The following is an 18,260-nucleotide window of genomic DNA, read 5'->3' on the forward strand; positions in this document are numbered from 1 at the left end:
TTTCTAATTTTAAAACTTAATATGTTGTGATAATTTTTGCATATAAAAGGAACGAATTAAAAGGAAAAATAAAATTTCAACTGTTCCAAAAATCATAAGTACGACTGTAATTTCAGCGAAGAACGAGAGATGTAATATGTCTTGTAGCATCTTTGTGGCAAACATCGTATGGATCGATGCCATAATGTATGGAACAAAGAATAAAATAGCAAGCTGAATTGTCGCTGAACGTTTCATCTCAGCTGCTGTTAAACCAATTTTTGTAATCGTTACATACTTTTCTTGCTCATTTGTTAAATCTGTATACATTCGGAAGTAAAGAACACTACCAGCACCGATAAAGAAAATAACTCCTAGGAAAGTACCAATTAAGAAGAACGAAGCGACATTTAATTTTGCTTTATATAGAGAATCACTCGCTTCACTTGCGTGGAAAGGAGGATGCTCTGCTTTGATCGCGTCACTTTCATTATAAATTTTTGTTGTAAATGCCGAACCGATGTTATGTGCTTTTTCCCAATCGTAAACTTTAAAGCTATATACACTCATTTGTTTTGAAACGGTGGATAATGCTTCTACATTTTCATCAGATAGTATGAGCAATTGGTATATTAAGCGATTTGGGAATGGGTTATAACCTTTATATTCTTTCACTTGTAGTTGTAAATTGTTTTGAGTAAGTGTAAGAGTATTTTTCTTTTCTTGATTATGAAGCGTTCCAATAACCTGATCATCTAAGTCTTTCATAAGAATATAAGATTCATTCTTATTCACCGTGAGTGTTTCCCAATTTAAAGCCTTAGCAAGTACATTATAGTCACTTTGTTTAATGGCATAATAGAGCTGCGTGGTATCTTCAGCTGAAGATACTTCATATATATCCGTTTTAAATTTTGTATAAGTAAAGTGCTCTTCATTAAATTTTTGTTCTAACCAGTTTAAATGTTCATCAGCTAACGTATTTTCAGTATGAGATAAATAAGTAAACGGGAAAGGGTTTTTCCTAATTTCATCAAATTTTGTAAACTTACCGAATCCATATAAGAATGTAATCATTGTAAAAGCGAGCGTCGATAGCATCGCTACAATAAAAAGCATGTTAATGTTTGTCCGAATGCGCGCTGCTAAATCCGAAATCCAAAGCATATTAATTCGTTTCATATAAAACTTTCTTCGAGTTTTTAAAATACGAATAAGTAAAAAACTAATTTGTGAAAAGAAAAAGTATGTTCCAGCTGCAATAAGCGATGGAATGACAAATATACTAGAGACGGCATATAAAAGCCCAATGATGTCACCTAGCGACATAAAATACAGCGGATTTGCGGCTAACGCATATCCAGATATTAAACACGTCGCACCAAATAGAGAGATGAGCACGGATGCTTTTCTTTCTTTTTGTTGTTTTCCTTCTTTTAAAAGTCGTACAGCTTTTCTCGTACGAATGAGCATCGGTGTAAAAGATGATACGAGAATGAAGAGCCCAAGAAAGATGATGATAGTTAAAACGATAGCACTTGTAGGCGGATATAAATATAAACCAGGTACGTGTGTAATTTTGGCGGTAACTAATAAAAAGAACTGTGAAAAGACGACTCCAAGTTGAATGCCAAAAAATATAGAAAGAGCACCAATTAACATATTTTCTATAAATATGAGTCGTTTTAATTGTTTTTGAGATATGCCAAGTACTGTTAAAATCCCGAACTGTTTTTTTCGTACTTTTAAAAACGTACCGATTGAATACAGTAAAAAGAAAAATGAAAAGAACACAATGACAACTTCTGAAATTGTCATTAATATGTTCAGAGAATAATTCACGTCTGTCATATGCAATTTAGGATGAAATAAATAAACTGCAAATGAGAAAAAGATTGCGATGGAGAACGCACTGCTTACAAAATAGGCGAAATAAGCTCTGGCGTTCCGCGTCACGTTTTTAAATGCAAACTGCCAAAATGTCATTCACCTAGCCTCCTAATGGGGTGAAGATGAGAAAAGCATAAGAAATACTCTTTTCATCAAGTTTGTTTTAAATATTTTGTCCACTCGTGTACTGTGATAATTTTTGCATATAAAGTGAACGAATAAATAAGAAAAATACGATTTCAACGAATCCAAAAATAATAAGAACGGCTGAAACTTCTTTGAACAGAGATAAACCAATTACATCTTGTAGCATTTTTGTTGCGAACATTGTATGAATGGATGCCATAATGTACGGAACGAAAAATAAAATACTAAGTTGAATGGTTGCAGATCGTTTCATCTCTGCATCTGTTACACCAATTTTTGAAATTGCTACATATTTTTCTTGTTCGTTCGTTAAATCCGTATACATTCTGAAATAAAGAACGCTACCTGCTCCAATAAAGAAAATGACACCTAAGAATGTCCCGATTAGGAAGTATGCAGCACTTCCTGATGTAATTCTATATAATGAGTCTGCTGATTCATAGGAGCGTATAAGGGGGCCTTCGTATTGGAATGCCTCTCGATCTTTTTGTATTTTTTTCATAAAACCATTAGCAATTTCATACGTCTTTTCCCAGTTTTGTACGTTATAATTGTACGCTGATACACGCTTTGTTGTACTTGGTAAGTTGTTTACAACAACATCAGGTAAAACTAAAGTTTGATATGAAAAGTTAGAGGGAATGGCCCCTACTTGTTCATAGCCCTTTACTTGTAATATCGTATTTGTGCTAGAAAGTGTAATAGACTTTCTATTGTAACTTGGCTCAAACTCGCTGAATAAGGTTATATAAGCATTACCTGTTAAGACATATGCTTCATTTTCGTCCATGAATAGTTGTTTCATTCGTAAGGAAGCTGCAAGTTTGTTATAGTCACTTTGCTTAATTGCGTATACATCATTAAAAATGGCTACATCTTTATCTTCTTTCAGTGGTGTTTCATATAAATCAGCCTTTATTTTTTTATAAGAGAAATTCTCTTTTTGCAATTGTTGTTCAAGCCAGTTTAAATGATCGTCCACAAAAGGATTTGCGTCATAAGAAAAATAAGAGAATGGAAAAGGTGAGCTTCGCGTAACCTCTAGCTTTGTAAACTTTCCGACTCCATATAGGAACGTAATCATTGTGAAAGCAATTGTAGATAGCATCGCTACAATAAATAGCATATTAATATTCGTTCGGATGCGGCTTGCTAAATCCGAAATCCAAAGCATATTAATCCGTTTCATATAAAATTTTCTTCTTTTCTTTAGAATATAAATGAGTAAGAAGCTAATTTGAGAAAAGAAAAAATATGTTCCGATTGTAACAAGCGTTGGGATAACGAAAATACTTGAAACCATATATATAACACCTATTTGCGGGCTTATTGATACGAAATATTTAGGATTTCCAGCTAACGCATAACCACCTAATAAACAAATCGCACCAAAGAAAGAAACCAGTATGGATGGTTTTCTTTCTTTTTGTTTTCCAACATTTGTTTTTAAAAGGTGTACCGCTTTTTTTGTACGAATAAGCATTGGTGTGAATGCAGATACAATGATAAAAAGACTAAGGAAAACAATGGTTGTTAAAATGAAAGCATTCGTAGGGGGATATAAATATATCCCTGGTAGATGTGTAATTTTCGCTGTTACTAATAAGAAAAACTGCGAAAAGACAAGTCCAAATTGCATACCGAAAAAGATAGATAAAATACCAATTAACATATTTTCAGTGAAAACGAGTCGGTGTAATTGTTTTTTTGATATACCTAAAATAGTTAAAATACCAAATTGCTTTTTACGAACTTTTAAAAACGATCCAATTGAATAGAGTAGAAAAAAGAACGAGAACAAAACAATAACAACTTCTGAAAACATCATTAATCCTGAAACTTCAGAGATCATACTGAAATTTTGTAATTTCGGATGAAACAAATAAACAGCGAACGAAAAGAAAACAGCAATCGAAAAGGAACTGCTTATAAAGTAAGCAAAATAAGCTCTTGAGTTGCGCGTTACATTTTTAAATGCAAATTGCCAAAATGTCATAGATTATACCTCCGGCTAGAAGATATAGAAGTAGTTGTATTGCAAAAAATGTATGAGAGTAAGTTCTCATACATTTTGCTAGCATATGTCACGATCATGCTTCGGTCACCTTCTCCGCATGTTCTACTTGATTATTTGCAGCGTTGTGGAAGATGATTTTAATCGTCGTTCCTTTCCCAACTTCAGAATCTAGTTTGACAGAGTGTCCTAAATAGTCACAAATTTTACTTACAATATAAAGCCCCATACCAGTGGATTCTCCGAATGCACGACCGTTTTTTCCAGTGTAAAATGGTTCAAATACTCTTCGAATATCTTCTTGCGGAATACCTACGCCTTCATCACGAACTTCTAAAATAATATCTTTTCCATTTCGATAAGCAGATAAGAAGACTTTCTTTCCACGCTCACCTGAGTAACGAACGGCATTTGTCATTAACTGATAGATGATAAATTTTAGCCATTTTGCATCAGAAGCAACCTTTAAATCAGAATGTACTTCTAAAACAGGGAAGACTCCGTTTCGAATGAATAGTTCTTTTAACCCATTAATATTTTTTGTTACCGTATCTTTTAATGAAATCGTCTCGACATGGAAGTCTTCATGGAAGTTATTTAATCTTGCCATGTATAAAGCCATATCAAGCCCTTGGTTCAGACGATCTAATTCCTGCTTAAACTTTGGAATTAAATGTTCATCTTCCATTTCGAGCACCATAAGTTGCATAACAGAAACAGGTGTCTTCATTTGATGCACCCAGTGATTAATAAACAATTGATGTTCTTGTTGTTTTACTTCATACGATTGTAGCTCTTTTTGGAAAAGGCGGTACTGCGTACGCACGAGTTCATTTACACCGTGAGGCATCGGAGCAGTTGCTCTTTCAATAAACGCATCTTCCATTTTTTCTGGTTGCTCACTTAATCTATGGTACATTCTACGATTGCGAACGTAACGATAAGCGAGGAAACAAATGAATAAATATAAACTTAAAACGACGAAGTAAAATTTATTGTTTTGGAATCCATCTACTGCATCATAAAGAACGAAGATGATACCGAAGTTTAATACGTACAGTAGAAAAAATGCAAAATGATCACGTAAAAATAGCTTCATGCTTATTCACTCCAAGTTGCGTTAAAACGATACCCAAGTCCACGTACTGTTTCAATAGCATTTTCAATACCAAGCTCATTGAATTTTTTACGAAGACGCGTGATGTTTACGTTTAATGTATTTTCTTCAACGAAGCTCTCGTCATCCCAAAGGGCAGCTAATAAATCTTCACGGCTCGCCGTACGCGGGAATTTAGATAATAACATTTCTGCTAAAATAGCTTCTTTCTTCGTTAAAAGAACTTGCTCAGATCCAAAATGAATTTCTGGACGTTCTGGGAATAATTTTAGTCCTTCTACTTCAACGATACGTTCAGAAATATTTGGCGCATAATCACCGTAAATACGACGTAATTGACCTTTAATTTTTGCCATTACAACGTCATAGTGGAACGGTTTTGTAATATAATCATCCGCACCGCTTTCAATCGCCATAATCTGTTCCATCTCACCAGCACGAGCTGAAATGAAAATAATAGGACAAGTAGATTCATGACGAATTTGGCGGCACCAGTAGAACCCATCGAATTTCGGTAAGTTTACATCAAGTAAAACAAGATGTGGCTTTACAGCGTTAAACGATTCCATAATATCATCGAAGTTCTCTGCAACAACAGCTTCATAGCCATACTTTTGAATGTGAGATTGTAGTAATGATGAAATATTTGGATCGTCTTCAACGATTAAAATTTTATACATATGTATATTCCTCCTAAAAAAACAATTGTAGCTATAGTGTATCATGTGTTTCAAGTCTTTTCATTATGTTGAAAGATAAGCTAGTAAACAGTATAGGTCAAAAGCGTGAAAAGTAAAAAGGGCGTATGTATAATTGACAATTAACTGAAATCACTTTAAGATTTAGATAAATATCTAAATGTCTAATTAGTGAAAGGAAGAAAGACATTGAATCAAGCATTCAAAGCATTAGCAGATCCAACAAGGCGAAAAATTTTAGATTTATTAAAAGAAAGTGATTTAACCGCTGGGGAAATTGCTGAACATTTCAATATGACAAAGCCAAGTATTTCACACCACTTAAATGCACTTAAAAATGCTGAACTTATTCAAGATGAAAAGAAAGGGCAATTCGTTATGTACTCTTTGAATACAACTGTATTTCAAGATTTGTTGACTTGGGTGTTTACGTTTACGAATAAGGGGGAAGAGGGGAAATGAGAAAACATCTTTTTGCAATCTTATTAATTATTATAACTTGTTTAGCTTGGGCATTTGCCTGGCCGAATTTGCCTGGCACAATGGCAGTTCATTGGGGGACTGAAGGTGTGAATGGCTTTGCTTCCAAATTTAATGCAATGCTGTTGCTACTTGGAATTATGATTTTCACTTATGTTTTATTGACAGTTACCCCTAAAATTGATCCTAAGAAAAAGAATTACGATAAGTTTTCTAGAAGTTATATGATAATGAATTATAGCGTATTAGTGGTATTATTTTTAGTAAACATGCTTGTGATTGGGGTAGGATTAGGTTATGACATTCCGATGAATAGTACACCGTATATTCTTGTTGGCCTTTTATTTATAGTCATCGGAAACTATTTACCACAATGTAAACCAAATTACTTTGTAGGTATAAAAACACCGTGGACGTTAAGTAACGAAGAAGTGTGGAGAAAGACGCACCGTTTTAGTGGAAAGGTGTTTGTTGTATTAGGCGTTATTATGATTTTAAGTATTTTTGCACCGGCAGCATGGAAAGCCTTCTTAATGATAGGAATTATTATTGGGGCGGTAGGATTAACGATGGGCTATTCATATGTTGCTTATAAAAAAGAATTAAAAATGTAAATAAAAGCAGCTTTTCCTTTCATGGAAAAGCTGCTTTTATTTTTATCACTTCTTTAAAATTAATTTCGTGTGTAAGTTTATCTTCAATATACTGCATTGCAGCATTCGTATTTGTAAGTGAATCCATATTATGACCTCCTCTGTACATAGAATAGCAGGAACGAAATAGCTCCATCCGACATTTCGTGTACAACTTTGTAGGGGACATTTTGTACCTTACAAAATTGTAATGTTCCTGTAAGGAGAATGAATGGATGGCATGATATCCCAATGTTATAGTAACAAAGTACTTTGATACATTACGTTAACTTTTTGATGTCTTTACTTATGTGCCTTACATAACTGTCATGTTTGTGTAAGAAACATCGATAGTGGCAAGAGTAGAGAGTGTATATAGTTGAAGATAGAGAATAGAAGAAATGAGGGATGTCGAGATGAAAACAGTGTTAGAAGCAAAAAATATTGAAAAAGTATATGACACGGGTGGTAATAAATTTGCAGCGTTAAAAGGTATTAACTTACAAGTAAAAGAAGGTGAGTTTGTTGGAATTATGGGACCTTCTGGTTCGGGTAAGACGACGTTACTAAACGTTCTTTCTACAATTGATAATGCGACGAACGGTGAAATTTTAATTGATGGAAAAGATATCGTGAAAATGAATGATGATAAGTTAGCGTTATTCCGCCGCGATCATTTAGGTTTCATTTTCCAAGATTATAACTTATTAGATACGTTAACGGTAAAAGAGAACATTGCGTTACCTCTTGCGTTATCGAAAGTAAAGGCAAATGAAATTGATCGCCGCGTTCTTGAAATCTCAAAGAAATTTGGTATTGATCATATTTTGAGTCAGTTTCCATATCAAGTATCTGGTGGACAGAAGCAAAGATGCGCGGCATCACGTGCAATCGTTACGAATCCAAGTATGATTTTCGGGGACGAGCCAACTGGAGCGCTTGATTCTAAATCTGCAACAGATTTACTTGAAAGTATGAAGTCGTTAAATGAATATGATAATTCTACAATTTTAATGGTAACGCATGATGCGTTTGCGGCGAGTTATTGTAAACGAGTTATTTTCATTAAAGATGGTGAGTTATATAAAGAATTGCACCGCGGCGAGTTAACGCGTAAACAGTTCTTCCAACAAGTCGTTGATGTAATGTCTTCTATTTCTGGAGGTATGGCTGATGACCTTATCTAGCATTGCCCTCCGCAACATACAGCGGAATTTTAAAGACTACTTTGTATATTTTGCATCTATGATCTTTAGTATCGTTATTTATTTTACATTTAAGGCGTTGCAGTATAATTCACAAATGGAAAAAGCTGCAGAAGCTTCTAAAAAAATTAGCGGTGCATTTCAAGTTTCAAGTGTCATGCTAATTATTTTCGTGGCAGTGTTCATTATATATTCAAACGGTTTCTTTACAAGGAAGCGTAAAAAAGAAGTTGGATTATATTCCTTATTAGGTATTCGAAAAAGACAGATCGGTAAAATGCTCTTTTATGAAAATATGTTAATGGGATTAATGTCATTAGTAATCGGGATTGCGATTGGTAGTGTCCTTTCAAAATTATTCCTTGAATTATTAGTAAATATGATGGGATTAAACTTAAATGTTCATTTTGAAGTACCGATGGCTGCCATTATCGATACAGCACTTATTTTCTTTGTGATTATTTTGTATACATCACTTCAAGGATATCGTTTAATTTATCGATTTAAGTTAATTGAACTTTTCCGTGCAGAACGTGAAGGAGAAGCAATGCCGAAAGGGTCAGTAGTGATGGCATTAATTTCAGTTGTCTTAATCGGTTCAGGTTATTTCTTAGCATTAATGTTCATGAAGGCAGTTAAATATGCAGACTTTATGGCAGTTGCACTTTATATTTTACTGGCGACAGTATTAGGTACGTACTTACTATTTATGTTCTTTACAGTATTCGTATTGAAACGTGCCAGAACTAATAAATCATCGTTTTATAACGGTATGAATATGGTAACGACGTCACAGCTACTATATCGTATTAAAGGAAATGCAAAGTCACTTGCGACAATTTCTATTTTAAGCGCGGTAACATTAACAGCGGTTGGTACGTCAGTTACGATGTATTACAACACATTTACGCAATCAAAAGCAGTTGCACCATATAGCTATTCTTATGAGAAAAAAGATGCAGCGCTTGATAAGAAAGTAAATGCGATTTTTGCAGAAGAGAAGAAAAATCACCCGATCAAAGATCAATTTGAAATTGAGACAGTTCCTGTAAAAGGGAAGTTTGACGGAGAAAAAGTTGATTTCATTCTAAATATGAACTATACGATTTCAGAGAAATATCAGTTTATGTCTCAGTCAGAATTTAATAAACTTGCTAAAAAAATCGACGCAGAAACAGTAAATGTAGCTGCTGGTGAAGCATTTATATATGATAGTTCATATATTGAAGGGCATGAGTTTAGTCCACAATATAAAGGAAACAAAGCAGTATTCCAAATTGGAAACGAAACGAAGCAATTAAAAATCCAAGGCGCAAATGACGTTGCGATGACAAATTTAGGTGAATTAGTTGTTGTCGTTTCAGATGAAATGTATGAGCAAGCGAAGCAAGCATTTGGAACACGCGTTGTAAAAAATATTGATGTGAAAAATGAAAAAGATAGTAAAGTGTTAACAGAAAAATTAACAAGAGTGATGCCAGCTGGTGAATCAGAAATGGTGCCATCATTTAGAGATTTCTACACTGGTTTCCATATGGGGCTTGAAGGAACAGGATTAATGATGTTTATTGGAATGTTCTTAGGTCTTGTATTCTTACTAGCAACAGGTTCCATCATTTACTTTAAACAATTAACAGAAGCAAATGCTGATCGTGAGCGTTATGTTGTCCTTCACAAAATAGGGGTCACAAAACAAGAAATGAAAAAAGCTATTGCAAAACAAGTAAGCTTTATCTTTGCGATTCCATTAGTAATCGGAATCCTGCACAGCTTGTTTGCATTAAAAGGTTTAGGGAACATACTACCATTTGAAATTATGATTCCCCTTCTAATTAGTATCGGAGTATATAGTGTTATTTATATTGGATATTACTTTATCACAGTTCGTTCTTATTATAAGATTGTGAGTGCGAAATAATAAGTGAAGCTGTAAGGAAATAAAATAGCCATTTACCTCATTTTTTATGAGGTAAATGGCTATTTTTAGTTTTATAGAAATAATTAACGCGCATCAATTATATCTATAAAACTAAAAGTATGTTTCCGGTCAAAGGCATCTATGCATATTAAAGAACGTTTCAAAGGATTTAATTCAATTACAGTCATATAGATTGTAGGGAAATAACCATCTTTATAATAAGTGATCAATATTTCTTTTTCTGAAATGAATGAGCGTAATAAAGTATCTTCAATTCTTTCTCTATCATCGTATGGTGATACTTTTCGCGATTCTTTCATGTCAGCAGGTTTAGACATAATAGTCATTTGAGCCGGTTTTGATATATTTGTACTACTCATACTTTCTATTCTCCTAACAATATATTTTCTATATAGGAAGGTTAATCACTATGGAAGTAGGTACTACTGATCATGCAGAAGTACCTTATGTTCGTTTTATTATGTATGATAGGGAGTCAAATTTGCTTAGTACTAAAAAATTACCAAAGTTAATAACTTATTTATAGTAATTATTTGTCATTCTTGTACTTTTTTGAATGGGATTAAAACTTTATTAAGGTGAATTTGAAGAAGGTGAGATAGTATGACAACTATCTCACCTTCTATTAGGAAAGCGTTTTTATATTACAGTATGATTTTCACGATATTGTCTAGGCGTCATACTAGTAATTTTTTTAAAGACTCTTGTGAAATAACTTTGATCATTAAAATTAAGCCAGGCACAAATATCTGATAATGGATAGGTCGTTAATGTTAATAATTTTTTAGCTTCTTCTACTCGTTCTCTCTGAATGTATTCAATGAAAGGAATTCCCACTTCTTTTTTAAATAATTTGGATAAATAAGTAGGGGAAATATGTAAAAGGTTAGCAAGGTCATTAAGCGATATTTCATCGTAAATATGTTTGTGAATATGATTTAGGCACGTAGTAATGGAATTAGAATATGCTTGATTACTATATTCTTTTACACGTTCTGCAAAAGTACATAATGCATCTTCAATTAATCTATTTACGGAATACATGTTATCTAACTTTTCAATCGTTTGTATATATAAAGTACCGAGTGAAAAAGCAATATGTGATGGAAGATTACCGTCTATCGCATATCGAATAGCTAGCGTAATTGCGATAATACCGTTATTTTTTTGGTTTCTCAGTTGATCGCCTTTGGATGAAATTGCCGCATCTTCTTGAGGGAATGAATATGCATATTGTATGACCTTTTCTTTATTGCCTTCTTTAATGGCTGAAAAAAATTTACGTTCCAATGATATGTCATAATTTTGCGGATCATGCCGGCGACGTTTAGAAATATATAGATCAGGATTTACGATTTTATAAGAAACGTCTTCGAGTAATTTATTTTTCTCCCAGACAATATCGCGATCTAATTTTTCATTGAAAATTACGTAATGTAACCAAATACTTATATCAATTAGCGTACTTTTCTTTATCTCGGGTAGAAATTGATAGTAGTCTACTCCTTGTTGCATTTTATTATTACAGTTGAAATATTTCATAAGTTTAATCGCCATTTCATCTGATACTTTTGGATAGGTAGTAGGTCCGATTATAATTGTTCCTTTTATATGTTCATGATCTGTTATATGGATGCTAATGAAATTCTCAAGATACTTATTCCCCTTGAAGACTGGAAAATTACAAGGAGCGTTTTCTTGATAAAGTTCATTCAGATGTTCTTCTTTAGAAGAATAAAACGGACTACCACTCGTATGAGAAGTAGATTCATACACAATTTTTCTATCAGTAGATAAAAATTGAACAGGTACATGAAAAGTGCTATGTACAAGGTCACATAAGTGCTGTAGGTCGATGGAGTTATTCATTACCTTCTCCTTTTAAATAGTTTTAAAATACTAAATATTAATATTTAAATATATATTCGTCTCTATAAGGTGTACATTCCTTATTATTTGAATTTTCTCGTGCACATGAAAATGATTACATATATTGGATAAGAGTGAAAGGTGATTTACAGATTAATTTCCACAGATGTTGTATGAAAATAGATGTGGTGATGGTACCTTACATAAAATTTCTTTTATATCTATTATACCGAATTAATAAATATATAAGGGTAGATGATACATTCTTCATAAAATCTTAAGAAATCTCCTCAATTTTTGTTAAGAAACGATAGTTATACTTAGACACAAGTTAAAAACTATTGAACGAATGGGGAGAGATTTACATGCAGCTCATAACATTCTTACATGAATTTATTAAACATCCGAAACATACTGGTGCAATTGCGCCAAGTTCAAAAATATTAGCAAAGAAAATGGTAGATGTAATTGATTTTCATAGAGCGAAATGCATTGTAGAGTTAGGGCCTGGTACAGGAGTTTTTACGAAAGAAATTATGAAGAGAAAGAAGAAGGAGACAATATTTCTTCTTATTGAAATTAATGAAGTGTTTTGCAAAGAGTTAACAAGAAAGTTTAAAGATGAACAGAACGTCATTGTTGTACACGGTTCAGCTGAAAATATAAAGAAGTATATGGAAGAATTCCATATAGAATGCGTGGATTACGTCTTATCAGGATTACCTTTTACTTCTTTACCAGAAGAAGTTTCAAAGCGTATTTTAAACAATGTAATGGAAGCGATACATGAGAAAGGAGAATTTATTACATTTCAATATTCACTTGTGAAAAAAGGATTTATACAGCATTTCTTCCCTGAAATTACACTAGAAAAAGTGTGGCTTAATTTCCCACCAGCTTATGTCTTTAGTTGTAAAAAAGAACTAAGGAGAGCGTATGCATAATGGAATTACATGAATTATTATCGTACATTCAGCAATACGGTTATTGGGCATTATTCTTTTGTTTATGGCTAGGAATCGTCGGTATGCCGATTCCTGATGAAATGATTGTTATGAGTGGTGGGTTTGTATCATCGATGGGTATATTAAGTGTGATTCCAGCTTTTTTATTAACATATTTAGGTGTTGTATCAGGTCTTTCTTTAGGGTATATACTAGGGAAAATATTTGGCATAAAAGTAATTGAAAAATTGATGAAAAAGAAAAAGGCGAAGTACCTTTTAAAATCACAAGAGATAGTAGGGAAATATGGTCATTATGCATTAGTAATAAGTTATTTTATCCCCGTTGTGAGACATATCGTACCGTATTTAGTAGGAATGAATAACATGTCATTTAAAACGTATGCGATTTATTCATATGTGACAGGATTTGTTTGGACGTTAGTTTACTTTGTACTAGGCTCTATATTTGGAAAGCACATAGAAATGATAGTAACCCTTGTGACCGAGTATGGTATATATTTTGGTGGCATCGTTATCATAGTTTCTAGTATTTCTTATGTGTATATGCATAAGAAGAATGCAGTAGTGAGTGAAGTAAAGCAACATTCATAGTTTGGTAAATGATGCTGGAGGAGATTTTGTGAGTAAAGAAACGATACTTATCGTGGACGATGAGAAGGAAATTAGAAAACTTATCGCCATCTATTTGAAGAATGAAGGGTACGAAGTATTACAAGCTGGAGATGGTGAAGAGGGGTTAGAAATAGTAAGGAAAAGAGACGTGCATCTAATTGTACTTGATATTATGATGCCGAAAATAGATGGTATTCATATGTGTATGAAAGTGAGAGAAATAGCGGAAATGCCCATTATTATGCTATCGGCAAAAACGCAAGATATGGACAAGATTTTAGGGGTAACAACTGGAGCAGACGATTACGTAGCAAAACCATTTAATCCACTTGAACTCATTGCTCGTATTAAATCACAACTTCGGAGATATATAAAAATGAGCGGGGCAAGTGTAAAAGATGAAAATGTGTTTGAAGTTGGAGATATAAAGATAAATATAGCAACGCGGCAGGTCATTATTTCAAATGAAGAGGTGAAATTGACACCGAGAGAGTTTGAGGTATTAGAATTGCTTGTACGAAATCAAGGAATGGTATTAAATGCAGAGCAAATTTATGAAAGAGTATGGAAAGAGCAAGCTTTCCAATCCGATAATACTGTGATGGTACATATTCGGAAAATACGTGAAAAGATAGAGGCAATTCCAAGGAAGCCTCGTTACATTAAAACAGTATGGGGAGTTGGCTACAAGATTGAGAAAGATATTTGAACCGATAATATGGATGAATCAAGTTTTTAAAAAAATGATAGGTAAAACCGTGAGTTATTTGCAAAAGAGCATACGGGTACAGCTAATTACTACATTTACTTTCTGTACATTACTTGGTGTATTAGTAGGCTGGTCTTCATCTTCCTTTTTCGAGGATGCAAATAAAATGTCTATCATTGATTATGCATCAGGTATGGAAGCCATTGATGGACAGACACAAAGGCTTGTTGAAAGTATGACAGAAGAGGGTAAGGAAATTAATATACAAGAACTGCTTGATCAATTAAATCATCAAAATCAATTAAAGGTTTTAATAATAGATGAGAATGGGAAAGTCGTTTATAAAACAAAGGGAGCGCCGGAAGAACAGATTAATATTCATGAGACGATGCGTAATGTAATGGATTTTAAAATGGATCAAGTACGCTATGTAGAAGCACAAAATTTAATTCAAGATAGAGCTGAACAAACGCGTAAGGAGTTTACAACCTTTTATCCAGTTACTGTTAATACGAAAAATATGTATGTCATTGCAAGTGGTATACCACAAGGAAATGTAAAGTATGTAGTGAACGGTAGTAGTCCATTTCCATCTTTACTAGGTTTTATTACTTTTCTACTTTCGTTCGTTTATATAACGAAAAGAAAGATGAATCAGATTGAAGCAATGGCAGAAGGAGTAAGAGAATTTTCGAAAGGGAACTTACAATATAAAATCAAACAGGCAGGTCAAGATGAAATAGGTGTATTAACTTCAAATATTAATCAAATGGCAGAAAAGCTTTTGGCTAATATAGAAAAAGAAAAACAAATAGAGAAACAAAAAAGTGAATTGATTACAAATGTATCACATGATTTAAGAACACCACTTACTTCTATTATGGGGTATTTACGCTTACTAGGTGATGCGAAATATGAAAATAAAGAACAGCATGATGAGTATATAAAAATTGCTTTTTCAAAATCAGAGCAGTTGAAGATGTTAATAGAGGATTTGTTTGAGTATACAAAACTAACAGATGAAAATATGGTGTTAGATTCGCAAGAAGTGTGTATGAATGAACTACTTGATCAGTTAATAGAAGAGCTAGTACCACAAGCGGAGGAACATAATCTTTCATTTATGAAAAAATTTGAGGAAGATCGTATATATGCGGTTGTGGACTCGGAAAAAATGGTGCGTGTGTTTGAAAATCTCTTAATAAATGCAATCAAATATAGTATAGATAAAGCAGAAATTCAAGTTTCACTTCAAAGAGAAGAACAGCATATCAAAATTTCTATAGCGAATCATAGTGAAGAATTTACAAAAAAAGAGTTGGAGAACTTGTTTGAGCGTTTTTATAAAAAAGATCAATCTAGAAGTAGAGCTGTAGAAGGTTCAGGCTTGGGGCTTGCAATTGCAAAAAGCATTGTTGAATTGCACAAAGGAGAAATTCGAGCGGAATATGAAAATGGGGTTATTCAATTTATTATCTTATTGCCAATTTAATTAGAAGGGCATTAGAAATGTCGGTTACCTTCTAATTAGGGAAGAATGAGTGATAGTGTTGCTATTGATTTAGAGGGAGTCTTATTCCATCATTCAGGGGGACATTGACTAATAAAACAGAGAAGTGGAGAATCGAAAGTTATATGAAAAAATTAAGTGTGTTTATGATATTGATTATAGTTGGAGTTACATTACTTGTAGTGAAAGGTGGACCGATTGTAGATCAACTCAATCCGTTTATTAAAGAAGATATTTATTATACTGTTGTCGACAATGATGGGGAATATGAAGCAAAAAGTAATGGTTTTGGTAGATGGAATTATAAATTTAAAGGATATGATGAATCTGGTAAAGAACAAAAAATTGTGATGACTTCTTCAAAACATTTACGAATAGGGGCATATTTAAAGATTAAATCTAAAGGGACCTATGGTATGAAATGGGAAGAAATACAAGATGACGAAATACCCGCTAAAGCAAAAGAAAAAGTAACAATAAAACATAAGTAGTTATAGAAATTATAACTTGCATTCAATAGATAAAGTAAAGAGCAAGCTTCGAATATAGTGGCAGTATGTGATAATTTCTAAATTTTTTATAAAGAAGATAAAGATTATCTGAACTTTAGCTAAACTGCATTTCTTCTGTATACAACTACTAGTATTCTATATTGTATAGATAAAAAATGGTAAGGAGTAACAGGATAATTATGCAGGCTTCTAAGAGGAAAATATTATTATTTTTTTCAATTATTCTTTTTGTTTTATTGATGGTATATGTATGTACGAATAATAGGCATGTACAAAATATTATTCACAATGTAGAAGACATTTATAAAGTATATAAAGAGAATCAAGTATTGAAAGAAAAAATCGAGCACCAAGAGTCGTTAAAGAGTAAAGTGCAAATGTTAAGTGAGGAGAAAGAAAACCTTACTAAGCTTATCAACAAGACGAGAGAATTAAAGGAACAAGGAAAATATAATTTAATTCAAGCTACAGTAGTAAGGCGTTTAGCAGAAGATTGGTATGGGAAAATCGCTCTTAATAGAGGGGTACAACATGGTGTAAAGGTTGATATGGCTGTTATTACAGTGGATGGCTTTATTGGAAGGATAGAGAGTGTAAATCAATTTACATCTATTGTGAAATTAATTACGAAAGATGAACGAACGAATCGTTTAGCAATCACCTTCCAAAATAATTCATCCATTTTAGGATTTGTTACAGGATATGATAAGGAAAAACAAGCCCTTCGAATTGAAAATATTCCATCAGATAAAGCGAAAGAAATAAAAATAGGTGATAGCATTATTACTTCTGAATTGAGCCAGAAAATACCGCCTGGTCTTGAAGTAGCAGAGGTAATAGAACAAGAGCCAGATAAATATGGTCTTGCACATATTATTTATGCAAAACCAAAGGCGAATTTATATGATTTAGAAGATGTCATTTTAGTAGAACCTAAAGGTTAGTAAAGTATAGATGAATATCATTTCTTTTTTTAGGTAGAGTAAGATTGAGAGGAGAAATAAAGTCTATATTTCTTACTCAAAAATAGAATGTGAAAAAGTCCCAAGCTATTAGCCTTGGGGCTTTTTCATATTCTTAAAGAAATGTTAAGAATATCCGCTGCTATTTATTAAGAAATGCTATCTATACTTAGAAATGGGTTAAGAAATGCTCGGAAAATATGTAAGGAAAATAAAAATAGGAAAAAGAAATATAGGAGGATATAAATGACAGCATCAGTTGTAGAAGTAAAGAATGTACAAAAGGTATACGGTAAAAAAGGTGAGAGCCAATCGAATGCATTAAAGAATATATCGTTCTCGATTCAAGAGGGTGAATTCGTTGGGATTATGGGACCATCTGGTTCGGGAAAAACAACATTATTGAATGTAATTTCTACATTAGATAAAGCGACAGGTGGAATTGTTGAAATTGCTGGAACAGATATTACGAAAATGAAGCAAGGGGAATTATCTGATTTTCGCTCAGAGAAATTAGGGTTTATCTTTCAAGATTTTAACTTACTTGAAAATTTATCAATCTATGAAAACATTGCATTACCGCTTTCTCTACAAGGTACTCAATCGAAAAGAATTGGATCAAAGGTGAAAAAGGTAGCAGAAATGTTAGGGATTTCAGAGATTCTTCAAAAATATCCGTCCGAAGTATCTGGTGGACAAAAACAACGTTCGGCAGCGGCCCGTGCACTTGTACATGAGCCAGCAATAATTTTAGGAGATGAGCCAACAGGGGCGCTTGATTCTAAAAATGCGAAAAGTTTATTAGAGGCGATGACCAACTTAAATGAAGAACAGGATGTTTCAATTATGATGGTTACACATGATCCGTTAAGCGCAAGTTATTGCCGACGAATTTTATTCATCCAAGATGGAGAATTGTATAAAGAAATTCATCGCAGAGGTACTCGTGAAGAGTTTTATAAAGAAATTTTAGATGTGCTTGCAGATTTAGGCACACAAAAAGCATAAGAAAGAAGGT

At 33.1% G+C, this 18,260-nt stretch carries 17 protein-coding genes and 1 pseudogene; 11 read left to right on the forward strand and 7 right to left on the reverse strand.

Annotation, left to right across the window (positions count from 1 at the left end; translation table 11 throughout):
- Positions 1 to 9: 9 nt before the first annotated feature.
- The 4 genes from KVT31_RS22635 to KVT31_RS22650 form a co-directional block, all read right to left on the reverse strand.
- Positions 10 to 1,965 (reverse strand): ABC transporter permease, encoded by a 1,956-nt coding sequence (locus tag KVT31_RS22635; RefSeq protein WP_088098153.1) that lies wholly within the window; start codon positions 1,963 to 1,965, stop codon positions 10 to 12.
- 67 nt (positions 1,966 to 2,032) lie between these two features.
- The gene (locus KVT31_RS22640) at positions 2,033 to 4,012 is read right to left on the reverse strand and encodes an FtsX-like permease family protein (RefSeq protein ID WP_088098152.1); all 1,980 of its coding nucleotides are present in this window, start codon (positions 4,010 to 4,012) and stop codon (positions 2,033 to 2,035) included.
- Between the two features lie 94 nt (positions 4,013 to 4,106).
- The gene (locus KVT31_RS22645) at positions 4,107 to 5,129 is read right to left on the reverse strand and encodes a sensor histidine kinase (protein WP_088098151.1); all 1,023 of its coding nucleotides are present in this window, start codon (positions 5,127 to 5,129) and stop codon (positions 4,107 to 4,109) included.
- Between the two features lie 2 nt (positions 5,130 to 5,131).
- A complete protein-coding gene (locus KVT31_RS22650; RefSeq protein WP_000276737.1) occupies positions 5,132 to 5,827 on the reverse strand; it encodes a response regulator transcription factor in 696 nt (231 codons plus the stop codon).
- Between the two features lie 207 nt (positions 5,828 to 6,034).
- On the opposite strand from KVT31_RS22650, the gene KVT31_RS22655 reads away from it, so the two are divergent.
- Both KVT31_RS22655 and KVT31_RS22660 read left to right on the forward strand, forming a co-directional pair.
- Positions 6,035 to 6,307 (forward strand): autorepressor SdpR family transcription factor, encoded by a 273-nt coding sequence (locus KVT31_RS22655; protein WP_064056391.1) that lies wholly within the window; start codon positions 6,035 to 6,037, stop codon positions 6,305 to 6,307.
- Positions 6,304 to 6,939, forward strand: coding sequence for an SdpI family protein (locus KVT31_RS22660; protein WP_088098150.1), 636 nt, complete (start codon positions 6,304 to 6,306; stop codon positions 6,937 to 6,939). The genes KVT31_RS22655 and KVT31_RS22660 overlap by 4 nt, the downstream gene beginning before the upstream one ends.
- 37 nt (positions 6,940 to 6,976) lie before the next feature.
- Here the strand turns inward: KVT31_RS22660 and KVT31_RS22665 are convergent.
- Positions 6,977 to 7,087 (reverse strand): annotated as a pseudogene (locus KVT31_RS22665) (AraC family transcriptional regulator); the annotation flags it as partial.
- A gap of 286 nt (positions 7,088 to 7,373) precedes the next feature.
- Between KVT31_RS22665 and KVT31_RS22670 the strand changes: the two are divergent.
- Both KVT31_RS22670 and KVT31_RS22675 read left to right on the forward strand, forming a co-directional pair.
- Positions 7,374 to 8,144: an ABC transporter ATP-binding protein gene (locus KVT31_RS22670; RefSeq protein ID WP_000859653.1), complete on the forward strand. Its 771-nt coding sequence runs from the start codon at positions 7,374 to 7,376 to the stop codon at positions 8,142 to 8,144.
- Positions 8,131 to 10,080 carry an ABC transporter permease gene (locus KVT31_RS22675; protein WP_088098148.1) on the forward strand — a complete coding sequence of 650 codons (1,950 nt, stop codon included), beginning with the start codon at positions 8,131 to 8,133 and terminating at the stop codon, positions 10,078 to 10,080. Before KVT31_RS22670 ends, KVT31_RS22675 begins: the two co-directional genes overlap by 14 nt.
- Positions 10,081 to 10,163: 83 nt before the next feature.
- Here the strand turns inward: KVT31_RS22675 and KVT31_RS22680 are convergent, their stop codons facing one another.
- Together KVT31_RS22680 and KVT31_RS22685 are read right to left on the reverse strand one after the other, a co-directional pair.
- Positions 10,164 to 10,460 (reverse strand): YolD-like family protein, encoded by a 297-nt coding sequence (locus KVT31_RS22680; protein WP_088098147.1) that lies wholly within the window; start codon positions 10,458 to 10,460, stop codon positions 10,164 to 10,166.
- Positions 10,461 to 10,740: 280 nt separating this feature from the next.
- Complete coding sequence (locus tag KVT31_RS22685) at positions 10,741 to 11,970, reverse strand: helix-turn-helix domain-containing protein (RefSeq protein ID WP_088098146.1); 1,230 nt, start codon at positions 11,968 to 11,970, stop codon at positions 10,741 to 10,743.
- A 365-nt stretch (positions 11,971 to 12,335) separates the two neighbouring features.
- Between KVT31_RS22685 and KVT31_RS22690 the strand changes: the two genes are divergently transcribed.
- The 7 genes from KVT31_RS22690 to KVT31_RS22720 all read left to right on the forward strand — a co-directional run bounded on the left by KVT31_RS22690 (position 12,336) and on the right by KVT31_RS22720 (position 18,250).
- Positions 12,336 to 12,914: a class I SAM-dependent methyltransferase gene (locus tag KVT31_RS22690; protein ID WP_088098145.1), complete on the forward strand. Its 579-nt coding sequence runs from the start codon at positions 12,336 to 12,338 to the stop codon at positions 12,912 to 12,914.
- Positions 12,914 to 13,528, forward strand: coding sequence for a DedA family protein (locus KVT31_RS22695; protein ID WP_088098144.1), 615 nt, complete (start codon positions 12,914 to 12,916; stop codon positions 13,526 to 13,528). The genes KVT31_RS22690 and KVT31_RS22695 overlap by 1 nt, the downstream gene beginning before the upstream one ends.
- 28 nt (positions 13,529 to 13,556) lie before the next feature.
- Entirely contained in the window at positions 13,557 to 14,258 is a 702-nt protein-coding gene (locus tag KVT31_RS22700; protein WP_088098143.1) for a response regulator transcription factor, read from the forward strand.
- On the forward strand, positions 14,242 to 15,750 hold the full coding sequence (locus tag KVT31_RS22705; protein ID WP_088098142.1) for a sensor histidine kinase: 1,509 nt from the start codon (positions 14,242 to 14,244) through the stop codon (positions 15,748 to 15,750). The genes KVT31_RS22700 and KVT31_RS22705 overlap by 17 nt, the downstream gene beginning before the upstream one ends.
- A gap of 143 nt (positions 15,751 to 15,893) precedes the next feature.
- On the forward strand, positions 15,894 to 16,259 hold the full coding sequence (locus KVT31_RS22710; RefSeq protein WP_088098206.1) for a YxeA family protein: 366 nt from the start codon (positions 15,894 to 15,896) through the stop codon (positions 16,257 to 16,259).
- Between the two features lie 200 nt (positions 16,260 to 16,459).
- A complete protein-coding gene (gene mreC, locus KVT31_RS22715; protein WP_170930156.1) occupies positions 16,460 to 17,224 on the forward strand; it encodes a rod shape-determining protein MreC in 765 nt (254 codons plus the stop codon).
- A gap of 264 nt (positions 17,225 to 17,488) precedes the next feature.
- Complete coding sequence (locus KVT31_RS22720) at positions 17,489 to 18,250, forward strand: ABC transporter ATP-binding protein (RefSeq protein ID WP_088098141.1); 762 nt, start codon at positions 17,489 to 17,491, stop codon at positions 18,248 to 18,250.
- Positions 18,251 to 18,260: the final 10 nt, after the last annotated feature.

Source organism: Bacillus sp. GbtcB14 (genome assembly GCF_019091205.1).
GTDB lineage: Bacteria > Bacillota > Bacilli > Bacillales > Bacillaceae_G > Bacillus_A > Bacillus_A cereus_AG.

Coding starts and splice junctions, on each gene's coding strand:
- KVT31_RS22720 (WP_088098141.1), top strand. CDS start 17,489: ATGACAGCATCAGTTGTAGAAGTAAAGAATGTACAAAAGGTATACGGT.
- mreC (WP_170930156.1), top strand. CDS start 16,460: ATGCAGGCTTCTAAGAGGAAAATATTATTATTTTTTTCAATTATTCTT.
- KVT31_RS22690 (WP_088098145.1), top strand. CDS start 12,336: ATGCAGCTCATAACATTCTTACATGAATTTATTAAACATCCGAAACAT.
- KVT31_RS22680 (WP_088098147.1), bottom strand. CDS start 10,460: ATGAGTAGTACAAATATATCAAAACCGGCTCAAATGACTATTATGTCT.
- KVT31_RS22635 (WP_088098153.1), bottom strand. CDS start 1,965: ATGACATTTTGGCAGTTTGCATTTAAAAACGTGACGCGGAACGCCAGA.
- KVT31_RS22675 (WP_088098148.1), top strand. CDS start 8,131: ATGACCTTATCTAGCATTGCCCTCCGCAACATACAGCGGAATTTTAAA.
- KVT31_RS22685 (WP_088098146.1), bottom strand. CDS start 11,970: ATGAATAACTCCATCGACCTACAGCACTTATGTGACCTTGTACATAGC.
- KVT31_RS22695 (WP_088098144.1), top strand. CDS start 12,914: ATGGAATTACATGAATTATTATCGTACATTCAGCAATACGGTTATTGG.
- KVT31_RS22710 (WP_088098206.1), top strand. CDS start 15,894: ATGAAAAAATTAAGTGTGTTTATGATATTGATTATAGTTGGAGTTACA.
- KVT31_RS22640 (WP_088098152.1), bottom strand. CDS start 4,012: ATGACATTTTGGCAATTTGCATTTAAAAATGTAACGCGCAACTCAAGA.
- KVT31_RS22650 (WP_000276737.1), bottom strand. CDS start 5,827: ATGTATAAAATTTTAATCGTTGAAGACGATCCAAATATTTCATCATTA.
- KVT31_RS22670 (WP_000859653.1), top strand. CDS start 7,374: ATGAAAACAGTGTTAGAAGCAAAAAATATTGAAAAAGTATATGACACG.
- KVT31_RS22660 (WP_088098150.1), top strand. CDS start 6,304: ATGAGAAAACATCTTTTTGCAATCTTATTAATTATTATAACTTGTTTA.
- KVT31_RS22645 (WP_088098151.1), bottom strand. CDS start 5,129: ATGAAGCTATTTTTACGTGATCATTTTGCATTTTTTCTACTGTACGTA.